The organism is Streptomyces diastatochromogenes, assembly GCF_002242805.1.
GTDB lineage: Bacteria > Actinomycetota > Actinomycetes > Streptomycetales > Streptomycetaceae > Streptomyces > Streptomyces diastatochromogenes.
Map to the genome: position 1 here is coordinate 258,677 of NZ_MCGQ01000034.1, position 24,535 is coordinate 283,211.

Consider the following 24,535-nt stretch of genomic DNA (forward strand, 5'->3'; position numbering starts at 1 on the left):
TAAGTGTCCCGACACGTCCACAACCCCGGGCCCCTGTTTCCCCTCTATGGGGGCATGAGCCTCACCGGGACTCCGTTCCTCTACACGACCATCGTGCTCTCCGTGGTCGCCGTCATATTGCCGCTCGTCCTGTGGTCGAGGATGCGGGGGCCCAAGCCCCTGCGCGTCGCAGCCCGGGTGCTGATGCTGCTGTTCGCCCAGGGCACGGCCGTCACGCTGGTCTTCGTACTGGTCAACAACCAGAACAACCTGTACGACAACTGGGCCGACCTGTTCGGCACCGGCAACCACGTCCAGCAGGCCGCCGACCTCGGCCGCGACGGCACCGGCGGCATAGCGCTGAAACGGTTGCCCAAGGTCAAGCAGAACTTCGGGCCGGCCGACGGACCCGGCATGCACGCGGCCGGCGGGGTACGCGTCACCCAGCTCAAGGGCCGGGTCTCCGGTGTGAACGCCGAGGTCTACGTCTGGCTGCCGCCGCAGTACAACGACCCGGCCTACCGCAACAAGAAGTTCCCGGTCGTGGAACTGCTGCCGGGCTACCCCGGCTCGGCGAAGGCCTGGTTCGGGTCGATGAAGGCGCACGAGCAGCTGCTGCCGCTGATGAAGAGCGGCCAGGTGGCGCCCTTCATCCTGGTCGCCCCGCGCACCAACCTGCTGGCCGGCGTGGACACCGGCTGCGCCAACATCCCGGGCCAGGTCAACGCCGACACCTGGCTCAGCATCGACGTGCCGAAGATGGTCATGGACAACTTCCGGGCCCAGCCGGCCCCGCAGGGCTGGGCGGTGGCCGGGTACTCGGCCGGCGCGCACTGCGCGGTCAAGCTGGCCGTGGCGCACCCGGACCGGTACCGGGCCGCGGTGAGCATGTCCGGCTACAACGACCCGATCGGCGAGCGCAATTCCCTCGCCGCCCAGAACCCCACCCTGCGTGCCGAGAACAATCCTTACCTGCTTCTCAAGAAGGCGGCCGTACCGCCCCGGATCGCGCTGTACTTCTCCGGCGAGTCCGGCGACGGCTACCAGGCGGGCGTGGCGCTGGAGTCCATCGCCAAGGCGCCGACGACCGTGCACGTGGTGTTCCTGCCGCGCAGCGCGGGCGGGCACACCATGGCGCTGTGGCGGCCGCAGGTCACCACGGTGTTCCGCTGGCTGACCCTGCAGATGGGCCAGAACCACGCCAGGGGCGCGGACCGGTCCCTCACCGGGTCCAACGGGTCCCTCACCGGGTCCGCCGGCTCTACTCCTCTGACACCGTCGACCGGCGGTTCCACGCGCGCGGCGCTCGCCAGTGGAACCTCATCGCCAGCAGGCGCAGGACGAAAGCGGTGACGACCGCGAGTCCGCTGGTGAACGACGTCAGGACGTCGTAGTGGATGCACAGCACCACCATGGTGGCGCCGACGATCGCCGGGACCGCGTACAGGTCGCGGTCCCAGCGCAGCAGCGAGGGAACCTCGTTGGCGAGCACGTCCCTGAGCACACCGCCGCCGACCGCGGTGGCGAGACCCAGGGTCGCGGACGCGGTCAGGTTGAGGCCGTAGGAGTACGCCTTCGTCGTCCCACTGACAGAGAACAGGCCGAGGCCGGCCGCGTCGAAGACGAGGACCGCCGACTGGATGCGCTCCACGTGCGGATGCAGGAAGAAGACCACGAGCGCGGCGAACAGCGGGGTGAAGAAGTACCCGAGGTCCGTGAAGGCGGCCGGGGGTACGGCCCCGATGATCACGTCGCGGAACAGCCCTCCGCCCAGCGCGGTGACCTCGGCGAGCACGGCGATGCCGAACACGTCGAAGTTCTTCCGGACGGCCAGCAGCGCGCCGGAGATCGCGAACACGAAGATGCCGATGACATCGAGCGTGTGCTGGACGGAGGGACTGAAGAGTTGCTGGAGCTGCACCCTGACATTCTCACCCGTCAAGGGGCGTGAACCTTACAAAGCCAGGCCAGCCAGGCCGGACCGGGCCGATCAGGCCTAGAGGCTCGGCTTCCCTGTCGTGAACAGCCAGGTGTCGAAGAGGTCGTCGAGCTGCTGCCCGCTGATCCGCTCGGCGAGGCGGACGAAGTCGGCCGTGTCCGCGTTGCCGTACCGGTGGAGCCGGGTCCAGGTGGGCAGCAGCTTGAAGAACGCCTGGTCGCCGATCCGTTCCCGCAGTGCCTGGAGGGTCATCGCGCCGCGCTGGTAGACGGCGGAGGCGAACATCGTGTCCCGCTGCGGGTCGGCCACCTTGATCTGCCAGAAGGCCGCGTCGGCGGGGCGGGCGTTGTAGGCGGCGAGGAAGGAGTCGTGGGCCGAGCGGGTGCCCTGGTGCTCCGCCCACAGCCACTGGGCGTAGGTGGCGAAGCCCTCGTTGAGCCAGATGTCCTTCCACTGCGCCACGCTCACCGAGTCGCCGAACCACTGGTGGGCCAGCTCGTGCACGATGGTCGTCTCGTTGCGCACGGCCGAGTAGGCGGGCTTGCTCTGCACCTCCAGCGAGAACCCGGCCTCGGGCATGTCGTCGACGATCGCGCCGGTCTCCTCGAAGGGGTACGGCCCGAAGACCTGCGACCAGTAGTCGGTGGCGGCGGCCGTGACGGCGTACACGTCGACGTTGTTGCTGTTCTTCAGTACGGGGTCGATGGCGACGTAGATCGGGGTGCCGCCCGGGGTGCGGCCGGTCCGCACGTCGAACTTCCCGATGGTGGCGGTGGCGAGATAGGTGGCCATGGGCCTGTTCTCGCGCCAGTGCGTGTACGTCGCGTCGCCCCGGTCGTACGTCGACACGAGCCGGCCGTTGGAGACGCCGGTCAGGCCCTTGGGCGCCTTGATCCGGATGTCGTAGGTGGCCTTGTCGGCGGGGTGGTCGCTGGACGGGAACCAGGTGGAGGCGGCGTTGGGCTCACAGGCGACGAAGACGCCGTCGGCGGTCTTCATCCAGCCGTACTTCGAGCCGAAGACGATGGGGCCGCCGAGGGGCTCGGGTATGCCGCCGTAGGTGACGGTCACGGTGAAGTCCCGGCCCTTGGCGAGGGCTCGGCGCGGAGTGACCGTGACCTCGTCGCCGTCCCGCGTGAACTGGGCGCGTCTGCCGTCGACTTCGACCCTCGTGATCTCCAGCTGCTGCAGGTCGAGGTCGAAGGAGGAGAGGTTCTGGGTGGCGCGCGCGGTGAGGGTCGTACGGCCGTCCAGGCGGCCGGAGTCCGGGTCGTAGGCGATGTCGAGGGCGTAGTGGCGGGCGTCGAAGCCGCCGTTGCCGAGCTGCGGGAAGTAGGGGTCGCCGATGCCGGGTGCGCCCGCGGTGGGGGCGGGGGCGGCAGCGATGACGAGGAAGGAGGCCGCCGCGGTGGCGAGGGTCCCTAAGCGTGCCGAACGGGAGAGTGCCATGGTCGTCCCTTTCGATCGTGTACCGGTCGGTGGACGGACACGGACGACTCTGCACTCTCCCGTTCATGCATGTACATGACTTTGCCCAGTTGTCATGTGCTACTTGTCGGTTGACTCCTGGGAGTCGGTCTCGGGGGCCTCGGCGGTGGCCTCCGGCTCCTCCGACTCGGGTTCCTCGGCAGTCTCGAGCTCCGCCTCGGACACCTCGGCCTCGACCGACGCCTCCTCAGCCGCCTCGGCCGGCTCCGCCGCCGCGACCTCGGCGGCCACCGCCGCCGACGTCTCCGCCGACTCCTCCAGGACCGCTTCACCGACCAGCTCGGAGGCCTCCTTCGCCGCCGTGAGCAGGACCGTGTCCTGCGGGGCCTGGTCGGCGAAGTTCTCCGGGTGGTGGCAGGCGACCCGCTGACCGGGCTTCAGCTCCAGCAGCTGCGGTTCGGTCGTCTTGCAGATCTCCGTCGCCTTCCAGCACCGGGTGTGGAAACGGCAGCCGGAGGGCGGCGCGATCGGCGACGGGACGTCACCGCGCAGCAGGATGCGCTCGCTCTTGGTGCCCCGCCGCTTCGGGTCGGGCACCGGCACGGCCGACATCAGCGCCTTGGTGTACGGGTGCATCGGCGCCTCGTACAGCGAGTTGCGGTCGGCCAGCTCGACGATCTTGCCGAGGTACATCACCGCGATCCGGTCCGAGACGTGCCGGACGACGGACAGGTCGTGCGCGATGATCACGTACGTCAGGCCCAGCTCCTCCTGGAGGTCGTCCATGAGGTTGACGACCTGGGCCTGGATCGACACGTCCAGCGCGGACACCGGCTCGTCCGCGACGACCAGCTTCGGCTTCAGGGCGAGCGCGCGGGCGATGCCGATGCGCTGGCGCTGACCGCCGGAGAACTCGTGCGGATAGCGGTTGTAGTGCTCGGGGTTGAGGCCGACCAGCTCCAGGAGCCGCTGGACCTCCTTCTTCACCCCGCCCTCGGGCTCCACGCCCTGGAGCCGGAACGGCGCCGAGACGATCGAGCCGATGGTGTGCCGGGGGTTCAGGGAGCCGTACGGGTCCTGGAAGATCATCTGGACGTCGCGGCGCATCGGGCGCATCTTCCCGGTGCTCAGCCGCGTGATGTCCCGGCCCTCGAACTCGATCGTGCCGCTGGTCGGGTCCTGGAGCCGGGTGATGACCCGGCCCATGGTCGACTTGCCGCAGCCCGACTCGCCGACGACGCCCAGGGTTTCGCCCTTGCGCACCTCGAAGTCGATGCCGTCGACCGCCTTCACGGCGCCGACCTGGCGCTGCAGGAGGCCCTTCTTGATCGGGAAGTGCTTCGTCAGGCCCGTGACCCTGAGCAGCACCTCACGCTCGGCGGAGCCGCCCTCGGGAGCCGACGCCTGCTGCGGGATCGCGGCCTTCCCGGCGGCGTCCTCGACGGCGTCTGTCTTGTTCGTCTCACTCACAGCTTCGGCGCAATCTCTTCGGTCCAGATCCGCGTACGGTCCTCCGCCGAGAGGTGGCAGGCGGACCAGTGGCCGCCCTCCACCTGCTCCAGCTCGGGACGCACCGTGCGGGTGACGTTCCCCTTGGGCAGGTCCGCGTACGGGCAGCGCGGGTGGAAGGCACAGCCCGAGGGGACGTTGATGAGGCTCGGCGGCGAGCCCTTGACCGGGATGAGCCGGTCGGCCGTGTCGCGGTCGATGCGCGGCATCGAGCCGAGCAGGCCCCAGGTGTACGGGTGCTGCGGCTGGTCGAAGATCTCCCCGACCGGTCCGCGCTCCACGCACCGGCCGCCGTACATCACCAGGACGTCGTCGGCGATCTCGGCGACCACGCCGAGATCGTGCGTGATCATGATGACCGCGGAGCCGAACTCCTTCTGCAGGTCCCGGATCAGGTCGAGGATCTGTGCCTGGACGGTGACGTCGAGGGCGGTGGTCGGCTCGTCCGCGATGAGCAGTTCGGGGTTGTTGACCAGCGCCATCGCGATCATGGCGCGCTGGCGCATACCGCCGGAGAACTCGTGCGGGTAGCCGTCGATGCGCTTGGCGGGCTCGGGGATGCCGACCCGGTCGAGCATCTCGATGGCGCGCGTGCGGGCCACCTTCTTGCTGACCTTGTTGTGGACCCGGTAGGCCTCGACGATCTGGGTCCCGACCTTGTAGTACGGGTGCATCGCGGACAGCGGGTCCTGGAAGATCATCGCCATCTTGCGGCCACGCAGCCGGCGCACCTCGTCCGGGTCTGCACCGATCAGCTCCTGGCCGTCCAGCCACACCTCGCCGGAGACCGTGGCGTTCGCCGCGCGGTGCAGGCCCATGACACCGAGGGACGTCACGGACTTGCCGGAGCCCGACTCGCCCACGATGCCCAGGGTCTGGCCGCGCCGCACGTCGAAGCTGACGCCGTCCACCGACTTGACCAGACCGTCGTCGGTGTTGAAGTGGATGCGCAGATCGCGAACGGAGAGGAACGCGTCTTGGGCGTCGGAAGGGGCGGCGACGTCCGTGGCCGGTTCGCCCAGTGCCGCCTTTTCGAGCTTGCTCACGAGTACCTCACGCGGGGGTCGATGGCTGCGTACACCAGGTCGACGACCAGATTGGAGAAGACGATGAAGAAGGCGGCGACCAGGGTCACGGCCATCACGATGGGCAGGTCGTTGTCCCGGATGGCCTGGATCGAGTACGCACCGATGCCCTGGAGCGAGAAGACCGTCTCGGTCAGCACCGCGGTACCGATGAGGGTGCCGAAGTCGATGCCGAAGATGGTGACGATCGGGGTGAGGGTGGCGCGCAGGCCGTGCTTGACGACGACCGTGCTCTCCCGCAGACCCTTGGCCCGGGCCGTCCGGATGTAGTCCTCGCTCATCGTCTCGAGCATGCCCGCCCGGGTGAGCCGGGCGTAGGTGGCGGAGAAGAGGAACGCGAGGCTGACCCAGGGCAGGAACAGGTGCCAGGCCCACTCACCCGGGTTCTGGGTGAAGGGCACGTAGTCGGTGCTGTCCCAGATGGGCCACTGGTAGATGAACAGGACGTTGATGATCTGGCCGGTGAAGAAGATCGGGAGCGAGACGCCGGCGAGCGCGATGAACATCGAGATGCGGTCGACGGGCTTGCCCTTGCGCAGCGCCGAGATGACGCCGGTGGTCACACCGAAGATCAGCCAGATCACGGCCGCGCCGACGGCCAGCGAGAAGGAGACCGGGATGCGCTGCGTGAGCTGCGGCCACACCTCGACGTGACTCTTGAAGGAGTACCCGAAGCAGGGAGCGCTGCAATGCGTCGCGTCGGGGCCGAATTTGTAGTCGGCGCCTACGAACAGGCCCTTGATGTAATCCCAGTACTGGATGTAGATGGGCTGGTCGAAGCCCAGGTTCTTCTTGATCGCGGCGATGGACTCGGGGTTGGCGTCCTTGCCGACGTACTGGGTGGCCAGCTGGGTAGCCGTCTGGCCGCCCAGGCGGGGGACCAGGAAGAAGATTGCGAAGGTGACTGCGCTGACCACCAGCAGCAGCACCAAAGCGCCGAAGACGCGTCGGATGATGTACGCAGCCACAGCTGTCCGGCTCCGGGGGGCCGGGACGGAGTGTGTCCGTCCCGGCCGCCCGGTGCCTTCACCTGCCTTTCAGGGGTATCCGGCCTGCTGTTACTTGGAGGAGCCCAGCAGCGTGTAGTCGTACATGCCGAGGTACGCCTGCGTGACCGTGACGTTGGTCGCGGACGTAGGCCTGATCAGCAGGTTCTTGCGGTAGATGATCGGGACGACCGAGGCGTTGTCCAGCACCATCTTGTCGATGTCACCCCAGGCCTTGGTGCGGGCCGCGGAGTCGGTGTTGGAGATCGCGTCGGCCAGGGCCTTGTTGATCTTCGGGTCGTTCAGCTCCATCAGGTTGTTGCCGCCCGAGGGCTTGATGGCCGAACCGTCGACGATCTGGTCCAGGAAGCCGTAGCCGGTCGGCCAGTCGGCGCCCCACGCCATCATCATCATGCCGAGCTTGTGCTGGTGGACGTAGCTCGGGACACCGACGAAGTTGGAGAAGTACTTGCCGGAGGGGAACTGCTTGATGTCGGCGTTGATGCCGACGGCCTTCAGCGAGTTCTGGATGGCCGTGGCGGCCGCCACCTCGGCGGGACGGTCGGAGCGGGCGGTCAGCGTGGTGGAGAAGCCGTTCGGCTTGCCGCACTGCTTCAGCTCGTCCTTGGCCTTGGCCGCGTCACCCTTGTGGCCCGGCGTGGCGTAGTTGTCGAACTTGGTGTAGCCGTTGACCGACGGCGGCAGCAGCGTCGTGGCCACGTCACCCTTGGGCGCACCACCCATGGCGTCGACCGCCGACTGCTTGTCGACAGCCCACTGGACGGCCTTGCGGCAGTGGACGTTGTCGAACGGGGCGACGTGCACGTTCAGCGCCATGTAACCCGTGGCACCCGCGTACGAGTTGTCCGTCTGCGGGGCGTACTTGCCGTTCAGGATCTTCGGCTGCGTCTGCGGCTGCACACCGGCGCCGGCGATGTCGGCCGTGATCTTGTCGGCGAGCAGGTCGTTGTCGACCGTGACCGGGTTGACCTTGAACTTGACGTTGATCTTGTCCGGCAGCGCCTTGCGGATCGGGTCCGTCTTCGGGTCCCAGTTCGGGTTGCGGACGAGGGAGGCGCTGGCGCCCTCCTCGTACGAGGCGAACTTGTAGGGGCCGGAGGACACGATGTGCTGGACGTACTTCGCGCCGTCGTCCTTCGCCTGCGGCACGGGGGCCGTCTGGGAGAAGGTCGCCAGGTAGTCGAAGTCGGCGAACGGCTTGGCCAGGTGGAAGACGATCGTCTGGTCGTCCGGGGTCTCGATCGAGTCGATACCCTTCTTGTCCTTGTACGGGCCCTTGTACTTGTCGCCGCCCTTCAGGTACGCCTTGAAGTACGTGGGACCGTTGGACAGGGCCTCCGGCGCGAAGTTGGAGCGCTCGACCGCGTACTTGACGTCCTTTGACGTGATCGGCGTGCCGTCGTCGAACTTCAGGCCCGAACGCAGGTGGTACGTCCAGGTCTTGGCGTCCTTGCTGGCCTTGCCGAGGGAGTCGGCGAGGTCGGGGACGACGGTCAGGCCGTCCTTGCCGGCAGCCGGCTTGAACGTGACCAGCGTACGGGCGTACAGACGCGAGAAGTTCTGCACGAAGCCGTAGTACGTGTTGCCCGGGTCCAGGGAGTCCGGAACGTCGGAGTCCTCAAGGTTGACCGTCCCCCCCTTCTTGCTCGACGCGTTGACGATGGAGTTCAGCGCCGCGTCCTTCTTGCCGGCGCCACCACCGTTGTTGTCGTTGCTGTCTTTACCGCCGCCGCACGCGGCAGCGCCGAGCGAGACCGCCAGGACCGTCGCCACGGCGGCGGTAACCCTTCTCGTCTTCACGTGAGGAATGCCCCCTCGATCGTTGGATCACTTGCTGCGAGGGTCGAGCGCGTCACGCAGCCCGTCACCCAGCAGGTTGAATGCCAGGACGGTGATGAAGATCGCCAGTCCGGGCACGAACATGAACTGCGGATCTGCGGTGTAGAGATCCACAGCGTTGCTGAGCATTCCGCCCCAAGAAGCCTGCGGCGGCGCGATACCGACTCCGAGGAAGCTCAGCGCGGCCTCGAAGAGGATGTTCGTCGGGATGATCAGCGTCGAGTAGACGAGGATCGGCGCGACGAGATTGGGGAGCAGTTCGCGGAACAGGATGTACGGGCCGCGGGCGCCCAGGCTGGTGGCGGCCTCCACGAACTCGCGCCGCGCGAGGCTCATCGTCTGGGCGCGCACGATACGGCCGATGTACGGCCAGCTGAAGAAGCCGATCACGAAGATCAGCACGCCGATACGCAGCGACAGCCCGTTGAACCCGAAGAAACCGTCCTGCACAGAGGCCGAGATGGCGATGGCGAACAGCAGCAGCGGGAACGCCAGGAAGGTGTCCATCAGCCGGCTGATGACGCTGTCGACCCAGCCGCCGTAGTAGCCGGCGACGACGCCGAGCACGGTACCGATGATCACGGACAGCAGGGTGGCGCCCCCGGCGACCAGCAGCGAGACCCAGGAGCCCTCGATGATGCGGGCGAGCATGTCACGGCCGTACTGCGGCTCCACGCCCAGCGGGTGGGCCCAACTCATACCGCCCCAGCTGCCCTTGGGGGCCAGCAGAGCCGGATCGATGAGGTCCTGGTGGAACTGGTTGGGGTCCAGCCCGAAAGCCCACTCGATCGGCTTCGCGAGCACCGCCATCAGCACGAGCAGGATGACGACGACGCCGCCCGCCACGGCCAGCTTGTCCCGTTTGAACCGGGTCCAGGCGATCTGTGAAAGTGAACGCCCTTCGATCTGGGCTTTCTTGACCCCGGCGAGCACAGCCTCGGGCGGGGTCTCGGCCTCAGCTCCGGTGGTCTCGATCGGTGCGGTCACAGTGACCCGACCCCTCTCGCCGGTGGTGACCGGCCTGCGCCTGCCGCGGTTTGCGGCTTTGTCGACTTGCACTCAGACACATGGCCTCGACCTCGTGTCTGAATCCGGAGTCTTCAGCGTGGCCGCGATCACCCGCCAGAGTTGGCGGAGAAAGTATGCGCAACCGTGATGCTGTCCTGGGGATTCCGTTATCCGATCAGTGGGTAACGGCCACCGGACAACGGACACTTGGGACAGAACGACGATTTTGCGCGGTTCGGAGGGATCGGCGCTCTTCTACGCGCGCAGAAGTGTGCAGAGACGGTAAATTCTGCAACCCGGTCCACGAACAGGCCCGCGCGGGCCCGTTGATCAGTAGCCGCCGTGCACCGGAGGCGGGTAGCCGTAGCCGGCGGCCGGGGAGCCGGTGGGCGGGGCCTGCAACTGCGGCTGGGGCGGGGGCGGGGCCGCGTGGGCCTCGCGGTCGTAGAACGGGCGGGCGCCGGCCCGCATCCACATCACGACCGGGTCGTAGTCGTCGGTCATCGCGACCGTCGACACCGGCAGCCCGTCCGGGACCGCGCCGACCGACTGCTGCATCATCGCCCGCACCGAGTCCACCGCGGCCGGCGAGGTGTCGTACACGTCCAGGCCGATGGCGAGGTACGGCGCCCCGAGCGCGGGCTGCACCCAGGCGCGGCGCAGCGAGCGCAGGGCCGGGGTGCGGTGGGCGTTCTGCGCGAGCAGGGCGTAGAACTGCGGGATCTCGATGCCGGGTTCGGACAGGCGCAGCGGGCCGGCGGGCTGGCGGTCCAGGCCGGTGGCGATGCGGCGCAGATCCAGCCAGGGGATGCCGACGCCGCCGCCCGGGGCGTGCGGGTTGAGCCAGAGGCCGAAGTGGTCGGGGTAGAGGGTGCGGGCCACGTCCAGGCCGTCGACCACTTCATAGGAGCGGTTCCAGCCGCTCGCCGAGAGCTCCTGGGCGGAGGTCACACAGGGGGCGTAGCTGAAGCCGTCGACCTCCATGTTTCCGTACTGGGCGTCGGGCGAGCCGGCCTGGCCGTGCCACAGCAGCATCCAGATCTGGCCGGAGGAGGGGGTGGCGAGGGCGCGCAGCAGTGCCTCGTAGGCGTCGTAGCGCCCGGGGGTGACCTGGCGCAGCATGTGCTCGACGCTGCCGCTTGGGCTCGCGCTCACCTGTCTTGCCCTTCTTTGAAGTGGCCCGCGTGTGGAGACAGCTTAAGCGCCCACTGGGTCGGGGCCTTGGGTTCGGTCGCGGGTGCGGGTGCGTGGTGGCTTGTCGCGCCCCGCGTCGGCTTCTAGTGCCCGTACTGATAGAAGGGGCGCACGTTTGTCTTCAGCCAGTCGCCTACCGGGTCCTCGGCCACGTCGAGGAGGACCAGGTTGACCGGCCACTTGACCGGGACTTTGCCGAGGGCCTTGCCGAGGGCCTCCAGGGGCAGGGCGCGCAGGTCGCCTTCCCACTGGGAGAGTTCCACGCCGACGAACATCACGGGCTCGGCCGTCTCTACGGCGGCGAGGCAGCGGCGGGCGGTGAGGACCACGCCGGTCGCGGCGAACTCGGCGGAGGCAGCGGCCAGGAAGTCGACCGGGTCGTCCTGCCAGTCGGGCTCGAAGAGGCGGACCCGGCCGCCGGAGTTGGGGCCGTCCAGTGGGGTGCGGCCCGCGCGGCACAGGTCGGCCACCGCCTCGGGCGGGAGCGGTATGCCGACCACGCCGCCGGGGTTGACGGCGATGCCGACCTGCGGGGGCAGGCCGCGGGCGAACTCCACCGCCGGGGCGATGGTGTACGACATATGGGAGCCGGTCGCCTGGTGGAGCTGTTCCTCGGAGCTGAAGACCGGGACGAACACCTGGCCCTCGATGTCCATCGTGGGCAGGTCCAGCGGACCGCTCTGCGGGCCGCCGCCGCTCGGCAGCGGGATCCAGAAGAAGCTCCGGCCCAGCACCTCGATGATCCGGCCGCCCGCGGAGGGTATGCCGAGGGAGGCCGAGAGCACCTCCTCCAGCTCGTTGCCGGGCCAACCGCCGTGCGGGTGGGGGTGCGCCTGTGCCGGGAAGTCCGCGGGAATGTCCGCCGGGAAGTCCATCTGTCTACCGCCTGCTGGGAACCATGCTGTGGATCAGAAGGCTAGCGGGTGCCTGTGACAGGGGCCGGGCCGATCAGCCCGGGAAGGCTATGCGGTGCAGGACGTCCGCCGCGTCCCGGTCCAGCAGCACCGCCGAGCCGCAGCCGGCGGGCAGCTCGCCGTGCTCCACCGCGCGCAGCAGCCGGGCGGTCGTACGGCGGTGGCGGCCGAAGGCGTAGCGGGACACGCCGCGGCCGCGCTCGCGCTGGCCCTCGCGGGCGGTGCCGGGGGTGACGTCGAGGAGGAGCAGGTGCAGGGTGCCGCCGCGGCGGCGGGCCTCGCGGGCGAGCCAGGCGCGCACCCAGGGCTGGGTGCCGCAGTCGTGCACCACGACTCCCTCGCCGGTGCGCAGGGCGCGGCGCAGTCCGGCGAAGTGGGCGAGGCGGACCAGGGGGCGGTAGAGGGCGTAGGGGAGGAAGCGGGGCGCGCGGGCGTCCCAGCGGTCGCGGGTGTCCTGGGAGTCGATGCGGTGGCCGGGGACCGCGCGCCGCATCAGGGTGGACTTGCCGCTGCCGGGCAGGCCGGTGATCACCACCAGGTCGGTGGGCCCGAAGAGCAGGGCGTGCGGACTGCGCCCGCCGCGCTCGCGCAGGTCGCGCACGACCGGGGCCGGGCGGTCGGCGCAGCGCTCGCGGGCCGGGGCGGAGGGCTGCTTCGGCACCGCGATGCCGGTGGCGGCGTAGGCAGTGGTCCTGTTCACCGTGATCGTCCTCCCCTGTGGGCCTCGGTCATCTCTTGCCCATCGAATGTAAAGAGAAGGTAATGCGCCGTGTCCAGTGGTTCGGTGCGCGTACTGCCACAGGTCGGTTACAGATGCGGCCCTGACGGGTGAGGGTGCGGCGTGCAATGATGTGCCCGCCAACTGCATACCGGCCGTTTGAATCCGCGCGGGAGAGTCCCCAGCAGCAGCCTTCGCTGGGGCGCCGAAGGAGCAAGTCCCTCCCTTGAATCTCTCAGGCCCCGTTACCGCGCGGGCGAGGCACATCTGAAAAGCGGGCCGCTGTGTCAGTGGCTCCACCCAAGGTGCAAGCCGTGATCGTCCCTGTGGCGGTCTCGGCGAACCTCTCAGGTTCCGATGACAGATGGGGAGGAACGACCTCGCCCGTCATGCCCTGGGAGACGACCGCCCGATGAGCAGTACAGAACTCCGTCACACCGCGCTGGACGCACTCCATCGCTCGCTCGGTGCGACGATGACCGACTTCGCCGGCTGGGACATGCCCCTGCGCTACGGCTCCGAGCGCGACGAGCACCTCGCGGTGCGCACGAAGGCCGGCCTCTTCGACCTCTCCCACATGGGCGAGATCACCGTGACCGGCCCCGAGGCGGCCGCCCTCCTGAACTTCGCCCTGGTCGGCAACATCGCCTCCGTCGGCGTCGGCCGCGCCCGCTACACCATGATCTGCCAGGCCGACGGCGGCATCCTGGACGACCTGATCGTCTACCGGCTCGCCGAGACCGAGTACATGGTGGTCGCCAACGCCTCCAACGCCCAGGTGGTGCTGGACGCGCTGACCGAGCGTGCCGCGGGCTTCGACGCCGAGGTGCGCGACGACCGTGACGCGTACGCGCTGATCGCGGTCCAGGGCCCCGAGTCCCCCGGCATCCTGAAGTCCCTCACCGACGCCGACCTGGACGGCCTGAAGTACTACGCGGGCCTGCCCGGCACGGTCGCCGGTGTCCCCGCCCTGATCGCCCGCACCGGCTACACCGGCGAGGACGGCTTCGAGCTGTTCGTGAAGCCCGAGCACGCCGTGGAGCTGTGGCAGGCGCTGACCAAGGCCGGCGAGGGCGTCGGCCTGGTGCCCTGCGGCCTGTCCTGCCGGGACACCCTGCGCCTGGAGGCGGGCATGCCGCTGTACGGGCACGAGCTGACCACGTCGCTGACCCCGTTCGACGCCGGGCTGGGCCGGGTGGTGAAGTTCGAGAAGGAGGGCGACTTCGTGGGCCGCGAGGCGCTCACCGAGGCCGCCGCCAAGGCCGAGGCGAACCCGCCGCGGGTGCTCGTCGGCCTGATCGCCGAGGGCCGCCGGGTGCCGCGCGCCGGGTACGCCGTCGTCGCGGGCGGCGAGGTGATCGGCGAGGTCACCTCCGGCGCCCCCTCCCCCACCCTGGGCAAGCCGATCGCCATGGCGTACGTCGACGCGGCACACGCGGCGCCGGGCACCGAGGGCGTCGGCGTGGACATCCGGGGCAGCCACGAGCCGTACGAGGTCGTGGCGCTGCCGTTCTACAAGCGCCAGAAGTAGACACTGGGCGCGGTCCGTACCGAGTACGTGACCCTGCGCACACTTCCCCTGCTCACCAGCAGTTCCAGTAGTCCCCCATTCATCAGCACTCCCGCGCGTACAGGAGAATTCAGGCCATGAGCAACCCCCAGCAGCTGCGCTACAGCAAGGAGCACGAGTGGCTGTCGGGCGCCGAGGACGGCGTCTCGACGGTCGGCATCACGGAGCACGCGGCCAACGCGCTCGGCGATGTCGTCTTCGTCCAGCTCCCGGAGGTCGGTGACACCGTGACCGCGGGCGAGTCCTGCGGCGAACTGGAGTCGACCAAGTCGGTCAGTGACCTGTACGCCCCCGTGACCGGTGAGATCACCGCCGTCAACCAGGACGTCGTCGACGACCCGTCGCTGGTGAACTCGGCCCCCTTCGAGGGCGGCTGGCTGTTCAAGGTACGCATCACGGACGAGCCGGCCGACCTGCTCTCCGCCGACGAGTACACCGCTTTCACCGCCGGCTGAGGAGTCGTAGCCGTATGACTGTCCTGAACACGTCCCTGCACGAGCTGGACCCGGAGATCGCCGCCGCGGTCGACGCCGAGCTGAACCGCCAGCAGTCGACCCTGGAGATGATCGCCTCCGAGAACTTCGCGCCGCTCGCGGTGATGGAGGCCCAGGGCTCGGTCCTGACCAACAAGTACGCCGAGGGCTACCCGGGCCGCCGCTACTACGGCGGCTGCGAGCACGTCGACGTCGCCGAGCAGATCGCCATCGACCGGATCAAGGAGCTGTTCGGCGCCGAGTATGCCAACGTGCAGCCCCACTCCGGCGCCTCCGCGAACCAGGCGGCGCTGTTCGCGCTGGCCCAGCCCGGGGACACCATCCTCGGCCTGGACCTGGCGCACGGCGGCCACCTGACCCACGGGATGCGGCTGAACTTCTCCGGCAAGCAGTTCAACGTGGTCGCTTACCACGTGGACGTCGAGACCGGCCTGGTCGACATGGCCGAGGTCGAGCGCCTGGCCAAGGAGCACCGCCCGAAGGTGATCATCGCGGGCTGGTCGGCGTACCCGCGTCAGCTGGACTTCGCCGAGTTCCGCCGGATCGCCGACGAGGTCGAGGCGTACCTGTGGGTCGACATGGCGCACTTCGCGGGCCTGGTCGCCGCGGGTCTGCACCCGAACCCGGTGGAGTACGCGGACGTCGTCACCTCCACCACCCACAAGACGCTGGGCGGACCGCGCGGCGGCATCATCCTCGCGAAGAAGGACTTCGCGAAGAAGCTGAACTCGTCCGTCTTCCCGGGCTTCCAGGGCGGCCCCCTGGAGCACGTGATCGCGGCCAAGGCGGTCTCCTTCAAGGTCGCCGCCTCGGAGGACTTCAAGGAGCGCCAGCGCCGTACGGTGGAGGGTGCGCGCATCCTCGCCGAGCGGCTGACCTCGGCCGACGCCCGCGAGGCCGGCGTGAACGTGCTCTCCGGCGGCACGGACGTGCACCTGATCCTGGTCGACCTGCGCGAGTCCGAGCTGGACGGCCAGCAGGCCGAGGACCGTCTCCACGAGGTCGGCATCACGGTCAACCGCAACGCCGTCCCGAACGACCCGCGTCCCCCGATGGTCACCTCGGGCCTGCGGATCGGCACGCCCGCCCTGGCGACCCGCGGCTTCACGGCCGAGGACTTCGCCGAGGTCGCGGACGTGATCGCCGAGGCACTCAAGGCGCCCTCTCCCTTCGGGGAGGCCGACGCGGAAGGCCTGAAGGCCCGGGTCAAGGCCCTGGCCGACAAGCACCCGCTGTACCCCGGTCTGAACAAGTAGTTCCTTTTCGAGAGGTGCCCCACACACTGGAAGGTGAGTGGGGCACCCTCCCCCCGCACCACCCCCGCATTGAGGAGTTCCCCGTGGCCATCTCGGTCTTCGACCTGTTCTCGATCGGCATCGGCCCGTCCAGCTCCCACACGGTCGGCCCGATGCGCGCGGCGCGCATGTTCGCGCTGCGCCTGCGCAACGAAGGGGTGCTGGAATCCGTCGCGTCCATACGCTCCGAGCTGTACGGCTCCCTCGGCGCGACCGGCCACGGCCACGGCACGCCCAAGGCGGTGCTGCTCGGCCTGGAGGGCGCCTCGCCGCGCACGGTGGACGTGGAGACGGCGGACGAGCGGGTGGAGGCGATCAAGGAGGCGGGCCGGATCTCGCTCCTCGGCGAGCACGAGATCCCCTTCTCCTACGACGACGACCTGATCCTGCACCGCCGCAAGGCGCTCCCGTACCACGCCAACGGCATGACGCTGTGGGCGTACGACGCCGCGGGCACGGAACTGGTCTCCAAGACGTACTACTCGGTCGGCGGCGGCTTCGTCGTGGACGAGGACGCGGTCGGCGCGGACCGCATCATGCTGGACGACACGGTCCTGAAGTACCCCTTCCGCACCGGCGACGAGCTGCTCCGCCTGACGAAGGAGACGGGCCTGTCGATCTCCTCGCTCATGCTGGAGAACGAGCGCGCCTGGCGCACCGAGGACGAGATCCGGGCGGGCCTGCTGGAGATCTGGCGGGTCATGCAGGCGTGCGTGTCGCGCGGCATGTCCCGTGAGGGCATCCTGCCGGGCGGCCTGAAGGTGAAGCGCAGGGCGGCCGTCACGGCCCGCCAGCTGCGCGCCGAGGGCGACTCGCTGGCGCACGCGATGGAGTGGATCACCCTCTACGCGATGGCGGTGAACGAGGAGAACGCGGCCGGCGGCCGCGTGGTCACGGCGCCCACGAACGGCGCCGCCGGCATCATCCCGGCCGTCCTCCACTACTACATCAACTTCATCCCCGGCGCCGACGAGGACGGCGTGGTCCGCTTCCTGCTCGCGGCCGGCGCCATCGGCATGCTGTTCAAGGAGAACGCTTCCATCTCCGGCGCCGAGGTCGGCTGCCAGGGCGAGGTCGGCTCGGCCTGCTCGATGGCGGCCGGCGCCCTCGCGGAGGTGCTCGGCGGTTCCCCCGAGCAGGTCGAGAACGCGGCCGAGATCGGCATGGAGCACAACCTCGGCCTCACCTGCGACCCGGTCGGCGGCCTGGTCCAGATCCCCTGCATCGAGCGCAACGGCATGGCCGCGGTGAAGGCCGTCACGGCCGCACGCATGGCCATGCGCGGCGACGGCTCGCACAAGGTGTCCCTGGACAAGGTCATCAAGACCATGAAGGACACGGGCGCGGACATGAGCGTGAAGTACAAGGAGACGGCTCGGGGCGGGCTGGCTGTGAACATCATCGAGTGCTGAGACGGCTGGACGCCGCCGTACGCACTGCATCCGGAGGCTGATGTTCCCCCCGGGTCTACCGCACAGTAACCGCTTTCTCCTACGCTGCCGCCAACTCGGCGACAGCGAAGGGAAATTGACCCATGCGGGTTCTGGGGCGGATGGCGGCGCTCGTGGGCGCGGCGGCGATGCTGGTGGCGATACCGGGCAACGCCCGGGCGGCGTCGCCGAAGTTCTCCGAGACGACGACGATCGGCACGCACAACGCGTACGAGAAGGGCAAGTACACGTACTGGGCGCAGGCGTTGGACTCGGGGGCCTCGCTGCTGGAGCTGGACGTGTACGCGGACAGTGTCAGCAGGCGGTGGCGGGTGAGCCACGACAAGCCGCTGGCCAACGACAACAACTGCGAGTACGCGGACGAGCCGAGCGAGCTGTACAGCAAGGACCGCAACCAGGACCTCGGCAGCTGCCTGGACAACATGGCGGCCTGGAACCAGCTCCACCCGGACCACGCCCCGATCGTCGTCAAGGTCGAGATGAAGGCCGGCTTCAACAACGACGCCGGGCTCGGCCCCGACGAGTTCGACACCCTGGTGTCGAAGAAGCTGGGCAGCAGCGTCTACAAGCCGTCCGACCTGCTGGGCGGTTCGTACTCCTCGCTGGACGCCGCCGCGAAGGCGAACGCCTGGCCCACCCGTGACGCGCTCAAGGGCAAGTTCGTCTTCGAGCTGATCCCCGGCACGGTCGAGGAGAGCAACCCCCTCGACTCGTACTGGACGGACGAGGAGTACGGCGACCACCTGCGCGACCTGTACGCGGCGGGGAGGATCGGCGAGGCGCAGGCCTTCCCGGCCGTGCTCGGCGCCGCGAACGGCGACCCGCGCACCAGCCGTTACGACGCCTCGATCCGCCCCTGGTTCGTGTTCTTCGACGGTGACGCGGCGACGTACGTGAACAGCGGCTACGACACGTCCTTCTACTCGACGAACCACTACATCCTGATCATGACGGACGCGTACGGCGTGTCCCCGGCGATCTCCTCCACCAACCCCACGGACGCCGAGGTCGCCGCCCGGCTGGCCCTGCTGGCCAAGGACCACGCGAGCATCATCACCTCGGACTGGTCGGCCAAGTCGGCGTCGGTACTGGGGTCGGTGGCGACGCGGGGCTGACATCGCGGCCGACATTTCGGGTGCAGCGGCCGAACTCCCGTGTCAAGGTGGGGTGTACAAGCGTCAACTCCTGTCACCCCACTGACACCCAAGGGAGTCCCCCCTCATGCTGCATGGCATCGACGTCAGCGCGTTCCAGTCGTCGTCGTACGACACGGACGGCCTCTCCTTCGTCTTCATCAAGGCGACGGAGGGGCGTTCGTACGTCAACCCGAGACTCACGGCCCAGACCAAGCACGGCCGCGACGCGGGACTCGTCGTCGGCTTCTACCACTTCCTGTGGCCGGGCCACGTCACCGCCCAGGCCGAGTACTTCGTCGAGCACGCCCCGGAGAAGGCGGGCGACCTGCTCGCCGTCGACTGGGAGACGACCAGCGACGGCACGCACGCCAGCAACGCGGAGAAGGACCTGTTCATCCGGACGGTGAAGGAACTCCGGCCCCACAACAAGGTGTTGCTCTACGCCAACCGGGAGTACTGGCTCAACGTGGACGTCACCTCCTACGCCGGCGACGGCCTGTGGATCGCCGACTACGTGAGCGCGGGCCACCCCCGCATCAAGGCCAAGTGGCGCATCCACCAGTACAGCAGTGAGCCGCACGACAAGGACGTGGCCGCGTTCGCGGACCGGGACGCGCTGCGGGAGTGGGCCGCGGGGGACTGAGGCCGGAGTCAGCCGCGGAAGTCCGCCGGCCGCTCCGGGGAGGCCTCCGCCAGGGCCTTCTGTACGGCCTCCAGGCCCGCTTGCAGGCCGTACACCGGGGTGCCCGGCTGCTGGCGCCAGGAGTCGTCGAGGCCGCCCGCGTCGATCGTGTCGAAGCCCAGTTCGTCGATGAGGTCGCGGACGACCCGCTTGGCGGCCTGGTCGTCGCCGGCCACCGGCAGGGCCAGCCGCTCGGGGTCGCCGGCCGGGCGGGGGCGGTCCAGGATGTCCTGGGCGTAGGTGCCGTTGAAGGCCTTGATCACGGGGTGTCCGAGGTGCCGTTCGGTCCAGCGGCTCTCGGTCAGGCCCTCGTCCTCGATGCCGGCGATCCGGCCGTCGCGCTGCTGCGGGTAGTAGTTGTTGGTGTCGATCACGGCGACGCCCTCGGCCGCGCCGTCCAGCAGGCCGGAGGGGAGGTCGGGGACCCTGTTCAGGGGGACGGTGACCACGACGACCTGGGCGCCCTTCGCGGCCTCCGTCGCCGGGACCGGGGTCGCGCCGGTCTCCTCGGCCAGCTCCTTCAGCGTCTCGGGGCCTCGGGAGTTGGCCACGGACACGTCGTGGCCGAGGGCGGTGAGCCGCCGGGTCAGGTTGCCGCCGATGTTGCCCGCGCCGATGATGCCGATCTTCATGACTGACCTTCCGATGATCGATGCATGTGCATGATTCATCGGCGACAACCTCAGGGGCCCCGGGACTATTCCGGACACTGCGGCAGACGTGGCTGCCCGCGCCCTACTCCCCCGCCTCCCGCCCCGCACGCAGCAGATCCAGCGTCCGCCCCAGCTCCTCGCGCAGTGCCTCGGCGGCAGCCCGCGCGTCGCCCGCCACGACCGCTCGGACGAGGGCGTCGTGGGTGTCGTCGCCGGTGTTCGGGTCGTGTGCGCGCAGGCCGGTCAGGGCGAGGAGGTCGATGAGGCCGGCTCGCAGGGAGGGGATGAACTCCTCGAACAGGGCGGTCAGGAGTGGGTTGTGCGCGGCCGTGACCACCGCCGCGTGCAGGGCGATGTCCACGTCGACGAAGGCCGCGTCGCCCGCCGCCGAGGCCGTGCGGCGGCCCTCCAGCGCGGCGGTCAGGGTGGTGACGTCCTCCGCGGTGCGGCGCTCGGCCGCGAGTGCGGCGGCCTGTACCTCGACGCCCATGCGGACCTCGTAGACGTCCGTCACGGCGGCCCGGCGCAGCCGCGTGGGCCAGTCCTCGACGGGTTCGGTCGCGAGGACGAAGACACCGGAGCCGTGGCGCGGCTGGACGAGCCCGGCGCCGGCCAGCGCGCGCAGGGCCTCGCGGACCGTGGAGCGGCCCACGCCCAGCTCCTTCGCGCTGTCCGCGGTGAACCGGGCGACGCCGCGATGACGGTCGTCGCGCGCACCGCATGACGAAGGGGGTGCCCCTCCGCACGGACGGGCACCCCCTCGGTCACGGTCACTTGTTCAGGTGGGCCCAGAACTCGTCGAACGACAGGACCTTGTCGCCGTTGAGGTCGCGCTGCTTGATGATGGCCTCGGCGACCGACTCGGTGACGTTCCAGTCGCCCCCCTGCGCCAGGGCGTGCGCGAACTCCGCCGCGGTGATGAATCCGTCACCGTCCGCGTCGATCCGCTGGAACTGCTTGCGTGCTTCCTCGATGTCCGCCACCGATCCGCCCCTTTTGCTCGTGTTTCTCATGCCGTGCTGGCGTACTGACGCAGGTCAGATTAACGGCCCGCTCGAACACGGAGTGCGGCGACCACCCACGCGAAGTCCTCGGCGTGCGGAGGTGCGGGCTGCCGGTTCACGACGGCGAGCAGTTCGCGGTAGCGGGCGACCCGCTCGTTGAAGCCCGCCGTCATACGGTCCAGCACGGCGGTCCGGTCCGCGTCGCCGAACAGGTCCCGCAGCACCTCCTCGGCCTCGGGCGCCGCCGGGGCGATGCCGCGCTCCCGCGCCGGGCCCACCAGCTCCACCAGCCGCCTGGCGAACCACAGGGACTGCCCGCGCGGCGCGTCGGGCCCCCGGTCGGCGGCGTTGAACTCGACCGCCCGGCGCATCTGCGCCCGGAACTCCGGGTCCTGGAGCATCTCGGCCAGCTCCACCCAGGCGTCGACCTGCTCCGGCGTCGGGTTCTCCGCCAGGTCCACGGCGGTGCGCCGCATCCGCTCCCGGATGTCCGGGTCGATCGTGTCGAGGCCGTGCAGCGTCTCGGCCACGAACTCCTCCATGATCCGCTGCCGCTCGGCAGCCGACAGTCGGGCCAGTTTGTTCGTCAAGGTCATCTCCTCCGCGGTCGAACCTCGTCGTGCCACGCTCGACAGCACCGCCCGCGTCACCTTCAGTGACCGGATCTGCGCGTCCAGCGCCGCCACATGGGTGGCCGCGACCTCGGCCACGGTCCGCTCGCCGGTCAGCACCCGGCGCACGTCCTCTAGGCCGAGCCCCAGCTCGCGCAGGGTGCGGATCAGCTCCAGGCGGGCCACGGACGCGGCGTCGTAGAGCCGGTAGCCGCCCGCGGACCGGCCCACCGGGGGCAGGACGCCCTCGTCGGACCAGTAGCGGATGGTGCGAACCGTCAGGCCGGTGGCCCGGGCCAGCTCGCCGATGGTGAAAAGTCCGGTGCCGTCGTCGATCACGTCTGCGAGTCTGGGCCTTCCAGTCGGTGGAGACTCAAGGAGCGGTGTGGAGACCTTGCGGGACATTCTCGACGCGGCGGCGCAGGGCGTCTTCCCACCGGCGGACGGCGGTACGACGGTCGTGCCCCAGCCCTCGCCCCGGGACGCCGGTGTCCTGGCCTTCACGGCCCACTCGGTCGTGTTCACCGACGAGGATCCGGACTGGGTGCACGAGACGCTGCGCGCGGTCACCGAGGAGTGCGACGCGCTGGCCGCCACGATGAACGCGCGCTTCCTGACCGCGCTGATGGACCGCACGGGGCGCCGTACGGACACGATCGACGTGATGGTCGTCGGGTCACCGCTGCCGGGCCGTCCGGCGCTCGCGCTGCGGGAGATCGCCGACCCGTCCCATCCGCGGGTGGTCAGCTCGCGCCTGCGGCGCGACGACGTCCGGGTGTGGGCCGCGGACGGCGGAGTGCTGGTGCTGGGGCGCGGGGTGGCGGGCCGGCTGGAGGCGGCGGTCGAGGTGGACGACGCGGTACGGCACCGGGGGCTGGGCCGGGCCCTGGTGACGGCGGCGCGGCAGCTGGCCGGCGAGCCGGTGTGGGCCCAGGTGTCGGCGGGGAACGCCCGCAGTCTGCGGGCGTTCCAGGCGGCCGGGTACCGTCCGGTGGGCTCTGAGGTGCTGCTTCAGCGGAAGATACCGGTGTGACCCAGCGAGTAGCGGCCCGGCTGCGGGTAGACGGCGAGGCCGTGCGGCCCGCTGCCGACCCTGATGCGGGCCAGTTCGGTGCCGGTGCCGGTGTCGATGGCGTACACCTCGGAGTTGTAGCGGCCGGAGAGCCAGAGCACCTTGCCGTCGGCGGAGACCCCGCCCATGTCGGGGCTGCCGCCACCGGGCAGGTGCCACTTCTTGGTGAGCCGGTTCTTGGTGAAGTCGAAGACGGAGATGGTGCCTTCGCCGCGGTTGGAGATGTACATCTCCCGGGAGTCCCGGCTGATGTACAGCCCGTGGGCGCCCTTGCCGGTGGGCAGGAACTCCGGCTTGTCGAAGGCGTCGCCGTTCACGATCCACATGCCGTTGGCGACCATGTCGGCGATGTAGAACAGCCTGCCGTCCGGGGAGACCTTGACGTCCTGCGGCATCGCCCCGCGCAACGGCAGCTTCTGGTGGGCGACGACCTCCATCCGCGCGGTGTCGACCTTGAGGAGTTCGCCGCTGAACTCGCAGGAGACGATGAAGTAGCGGCCGTCGAGGGAGTAGTCGGCGTGGTTGACGCCGTAGCAGCTGACCGGGACGGCCTTCACGACCTTCATGGTGTGTGCGTCGCGGAAGACGAGCTGACGGTCCATCGAGGCCATGACGATCGCGTACTTGCCGTCGGGCGTGAAGTACAGGTTGTACGGGTCGTGCACGGCGACCGGCTTGCCGGCCTTCCCGGTCCTCGGGTCGATGGGGGTGAGGCTGTTGCCTAGGTCGTTGTTGACCCAGAGGGTCTTCAGGTCCCAGGACGGCACCACGTGCTGGGGCTGCCGGCCGACCGGGATGGTCTCGATGATCCGGTAGGTCTTCGGGTCGATGACCGTGACGGTGTCGGAGTTGGTGTTGGGGACGTACACCCGGGAGGGGAAGTCCCGGACCGCCGGCGAGAGCTGGTTCGGCCGGTCGGCCGCGTAGACGTCGGTCGGGTCCAGCACCGGGGGCATCCCGGGCAACCCGTTCACCTGCTCCTTGTTCACCTGCGGCCGGGCAGGCGCCTTGCTGGCGAGGGCCTCGTTCTCTTTGTGCTGGGCGCCACCGCTGCACGCGGACAGCAGCGCCAGCGCGGTGAGGGCGGCTCCGGCGGCCAGGAGGCGGGCGGCTTTCGTGGTTCGCATCAGCTCAGCAGCTCCGTGGTGGTGACCGCGCGCAGGTGGCGGCGGTCGAGTTCGTGGAGTACGGCGGGGAGGGCGGCGACCGTGTCCGGGTAGCCGAAGTGCAGGCTCACCACCGATCCGCTGCGCACTTCGGCGAGAACCTTGCGGGTGACGGCGTCGGCGCCGGGGCGGGTGTAGTCGAGCGAGTCGACGTCGTACGACAGCACGTGCGGGTAGCCCGCCGCGCGGGCGAGCCGGGTGACCAGCGGGGAGGCGGTCGGGGAGCGGGAGGGCCGGAACCAGGTGCCGATCGACCCGGTGAGCCGCTTCAGCCGGTCCGCGCAGTCGGTGATCTCCTTGCGGGCCTCGGCCTCGGCCAGGGCGTTGACGGAGATGTGCCGTTGGGTGTGGTTGCCGAGGTCGTGGCCGCCGTCGAGGATGCGGCGGGCCAGGCCCGGGTGCTGGTCCAGCCAGGTGCCGACGGCGAGCACGGTGAGCCGCGCGCCGCGCTGTTCGGCCGTGCTGAGCAGGGACTCGGCGAGGTCGGGGTCACCCTGGCCGTGGAAGGTGAGGGCGACCTGGGCGCGGGTGCGCGGGCCGTGGGTGATCTGGGCGGGTTGGCCGGCGTAGGCGCGGGGGGCGGGGGCGGTGTGGGACGTGCCCGCAGGATGGCCGGACGCGCGGGCGGGCGAGGCGGACCCGGGGGTCGCGGCGGGGGGCGGCGCGTCCTGGCCGGTACCGCACCCTGCGGCAAGCGCGCCCCCGGCGGCGAGCCCGGCGCCCGCGCGCAGCACCCCGCGTCGGTTGGTCGTGGTCACCCGCACCATTTAAGGGGCGTTGG

At 69.7% G+C, this 24,535-nt stretch carries 23 protein-coding genes, 1 pseudogene and 2 riboswitches; of the genes and pseudogenes, 8 read left to right on the forward strand and 16 right to left on the reverse strand.

The genetic code is table 11. The annotated features are described in order from the left end of the window. Positions 1-54 precede the first annotated feature (54 nt). Positions 55-1,332 carry an alpha/beta hydrolase gene (locus tag BEK98_RS34270; protein ID WP_094220621.1) on the forward strand — a complete coding sequence of 426 codons (1,278 nt, stop codon included), beginning with the start codon at positions 55-57 and terminating at the stop codon, positions 1,330-1,332. Here the strand turns inward: BEK98_RS34270 and BEK98_RS34275 are convergent. The 10 genes from BEK98_RS34275 to BEK98_RS34320 all read right to left on the reverse strand — a co-directional run bounded on the left by BEK98_RS34275 (position 1,241) and on the right by BEK98_RS34320 (position 12,602). Beyond that, complete coding sequence (locus BEK98_RS34275) at positions 1,241-1,900, reverse strand: trimeric intracellular cation channel family protein (RefSeq protein ID WP_094220622.1); 660 nt, start codon at positions 1,898-1,900, stop codon at positions 1,241-1,243. The two genes, BEK98_RS34270 and BEK98_RS34275, sit on opposite strands and share 92 nt — an antisense overlap. Before the next feature lie 75 nt (positions 1,901-1,975). Further along, positions 1,976-3,367: a M1 family metallopeptidase gene (locus BEK98_RS34280; RefSeq protein WP_094220623.1), complete on the reverse strand. Its 1,392-nt coding sequence runs from the start codon at positions 3,365-3,367 to the stop codon at positions 1,976-1,978. A 99-nt stretch (positions 3,368-3,466) separates the two neighbouring features. Further along, entirely contained in the window at positions 3,467-4,816 is a 1,350-nt protein-coding gene (locus BEK98_RS34285; RefSeq protein WP_094220624.1) for an ABC transporter ATP-binding protein, read from the reverse strand. Then, entirely contained in the window at positions 4,813-5,901 is a 1,089-nt protein-coding gene (locus tag BEK98_RS34290; protein WP_094220625.1) for an ABC transporter ATP-binding protein, read from the reverse strand. The genes BEK98_RS34285 and BEK98_RS34290 overlap by 4 nt, the downstream gene beginning before the upstream one ends. Further along, the gene (locus BEK98_RS34295) at positions 5,898-6,908 is read right to left on the reverse strand and encodes an ABC transporter permease (protein ID WP_094220626.1); all 1,011 of its coding nucleotides are present in this window, start codon (positions 6,906-6,908) and stop codon (positions 5,898-5,900) included. The genes BEK98_RS34290 and BEK98_RS34295 overlap by 4 nt, the downstream gene beginning before the upstream one ends. Before the next feature lie 90 nt (positions 6,909-6,998). After that, positions 6,999-8,747, reverse strand: coding sequence for an ABC transporter substrate-binding protein (locus BEK98_RS34300; protein WP_094220627.1), 1,749 nt, complete (start codon positions 8,745-8,747; stop codon positions 6,999-7,001). Positions 8,748-8,774: 27 nt separating this feature from the next. Continuing rightward, entirely contained in the window at positions 8,775-9,773 is a 999-nt protein-coding gene (locus BEK98_RS34305; protein WP_094220628.1) for an ABC transporter permease, read from the reverse strand. 351 nt (positions 9,774-10,124) lie between these two features. Further along, positions 10,125-10,916 (reverse strand): enhanced serine sensitivity protein SseB C-terminal domain-containing protein, encoded by a 792-nt coding sequence (locus tag BEK98_RS34310; protein WP_425276640.1) that lies wholly within the window; start codon positions 10,914-10,916, stop codon positions 10,125-10,127. 155 nt (positions 10,917-11,071) lie between these two features. Further along, positions 11,072-11,863 carry an enhanced serine sensitivity protein SseB gene (locus BEK98_RS34315; RefSeq protein ID WP_094220630.1) on the reverse strand — a complete coding sequence of 264 codons (792 nt, stop codon included), beginning with the start codon at positions 11,861-11,863 and terminating at the stop codon, positions 11,072-11,074. Positions 11,864-11,936: 73 nt separating this feature from the next. Continuing rightward, positions 11,937-12,602 (reverse strand): AAA family ATPase, encoded by a 666-nt coding sequence (locus tag BEK98_RS34320; RefSeq protein ID WP_094220631.1) that lies wholly within the window; start codon positions 12,600-12,602, stop codon positions 11,937-11,939. Positions 12,603-12,780: 178 nt separating this feature from the next. After that, positions 12,781-12,881: riboswitch (glycine riboswitch) on the forward strand. Continuing rightward, a riboswitch (glycine riboswitch) is annotated at positions 12,882-12,994 on the forward strand. A gap of 38 nt (positions 12,995-13,032) precedes the next feature. On the opposite strand from BEK98_RS34320, the gene gcvT reads away from it, so the two are divergent. From gcvT to BEK98_RS34350, 6 genes are all read left to right on the forward strand, one after another. Beyond that, positions 13,033-14,151 (forward strand): glycine cleavage system aminomethyltransferase GcvT, encoded by a 1,119-nt coding sequence (gcvT, locus tag BEK98_RS34325; RefSeq protein ID WP_094220632.1) that lies wholly within the window; start codon positions 13,033-13,035, stop codon positions 14,149-14,151. A 116-nt stretch (positions 14,152-14,267) separates the two neighbouring features. Continuing rightward, positions 14,268-14,645 (forward strand): glycine cleavage system protein GcvH, encoded by a 378-nt coding sequence (gene gcvH / locus BEK98_RS34330; RefSeq protein ID WP_094220633.1) that lies wholly within the window; start codon positions 14,268-14,270, stop codon positions 14,643-14,645. Between the two features lie 14 nt (positions 14,646-14,659). Then, entirely contained in the window at positions 14,660-15,940 is a 1,281-nt protein-coding gene (gene glyA / locus BEK98_RS34335; protein ID WP_094220634.1) for a serine hydroxymethyltransferase, read from the forward strand. 83 nt (positions 15,941-16,023) lie between these two features. Further along, a complete protein-coding gene (locus BEK98_RS34340) occupies positions 16,024-17,391 on the forward strand; it encodes an L-serine ammonia-lyase (protein WP_094220635.1) in 1,368 nt (455 codons plus the stop codon). Between the two features lie 122 nt (positions 17,392-17,513). Further along, positions 17,514-18,545, forward strand: coding sequence for a phosphatidylinositol-specific phospholipase C domain-containing protein (locus BEK98_RS34345; protein WP_208643312.1), 1,032 nt, complete (start codon positions 17,514-17,516; stop codon positions 18,543-18,545). A gap of 106 nt (positions 18,546-18,651) precedes the next feature. Further along, positions 18,652-19,209 carry a GH25 family lysozyme gene (locus BEK98_RS34350; RefSeq protein WP_094220636.1) on the forward strand — a complete coding sequence of 186 codons (558 nt, stop codon included), beginning with the start codon at positions 18,652-18,654 and terminating at the stop codon, positions 19,207-19,209. Positions 19,210-19,217: 8 nt separating this feature from the next. Here BEK98_RS34350 and BEK98_RS34355 read toward each other — a convergent pair whose 3' ends face one another. From BEK98_RS34355 to BEK98_RS34370, 4 genes and pseudogenes are all read right to left on the reverse strand, one after another. Then, a complete protein-coding gene (locus tag BEK98_RS34355; RefSeq protein WP_094220637.1) occupies positions 19,218-19,880 on the reverse strand; it encodes an NADPH-dependent F420 reductase in 663 nt (220 codons plus the stop codon). Positions 19,881-19,983: 103 nt separating this feature from the next. After that, positions 19,984-20,568 (reverse strand): annotated as a pseudogene (locus BEK98_RS34360) (FadR/GntR family transcriptional regulator); the annotation flags it as partial. A gap of 103 nt (positions 20,569-20,671) precedes the next feature. Further along, positions 20,672-20,884 carry an EF-hand domain-containing protein gene (locus tag BEK98_RS34365; RefSeq protein ID WP_094220639.1) on the reverse strand — a complete coding sequence of 71 codons (213 nt, stop codon included), beginning with the start codon at positions 20,882-20,884 and terminating at the stop codon, positions 20,672-20,674. Positions 20,885-20,943: 59 nt separating this feature from the next. Then, positions 20,944-21,855: a helix-turn-helix domain-containing protein gene (locus BEK98_RS34370; protein WP_094220640.1), complete on the reverse strand. Its 912-nt coding sequence runs from the start codon at positions 21,853-21,855 to the stop codon at positions 20,944-20,946. Positions 21,856-21,901: 46 nt separating this feature from the next. Between BEK98_RS34370 and BEK98_RS34375 the strand changes: the two genes are divergently transcribed. After that, positions 21,902-22,549, forward strand: a complete 648-nt coding sequence (locus tag BEK98_RS34375) for a GNAT family N-acetyltransferase (RefSeq protein ID WP_094220641.1) — start codon at positions 21,902-21,904, stop codon at positions 22,547-22,549. Here the strand turns inward: BEK98_RS34375 and BEK98_RS34380 are convergent. After that, positions 22,528-23,715 carry a YncE family protein gene (locus BEK98_RS34380; RefSeq protein WP_094220642.1) on the reverse strand — a complete coding sequence of 396 codons (1,188 nt, stop codon included), beginning with the start codon at positions 23,713-23,715 and terminating at the stop codon, positions 22,528-22,530. The genes BEK98_RS34375 and BEK98_RS34380 overlap by 22 nt on opposite strands. After that, a complete protein-coding gene (locus BEK98_RS34385) occupies positions 23,715-24,521 on the reverse strand; it encodes a polysaccharide deacetylase family protein (protein WP_094220643.1) in 807 nt (268 codons plus the stop codon). Before BEK98_RS34385 ends, BEK98_RS34380 begins: the two co-directional genes overlap by 1 nt. Positions 24,522-24,535: the final 14 nt, after the last annotated feature.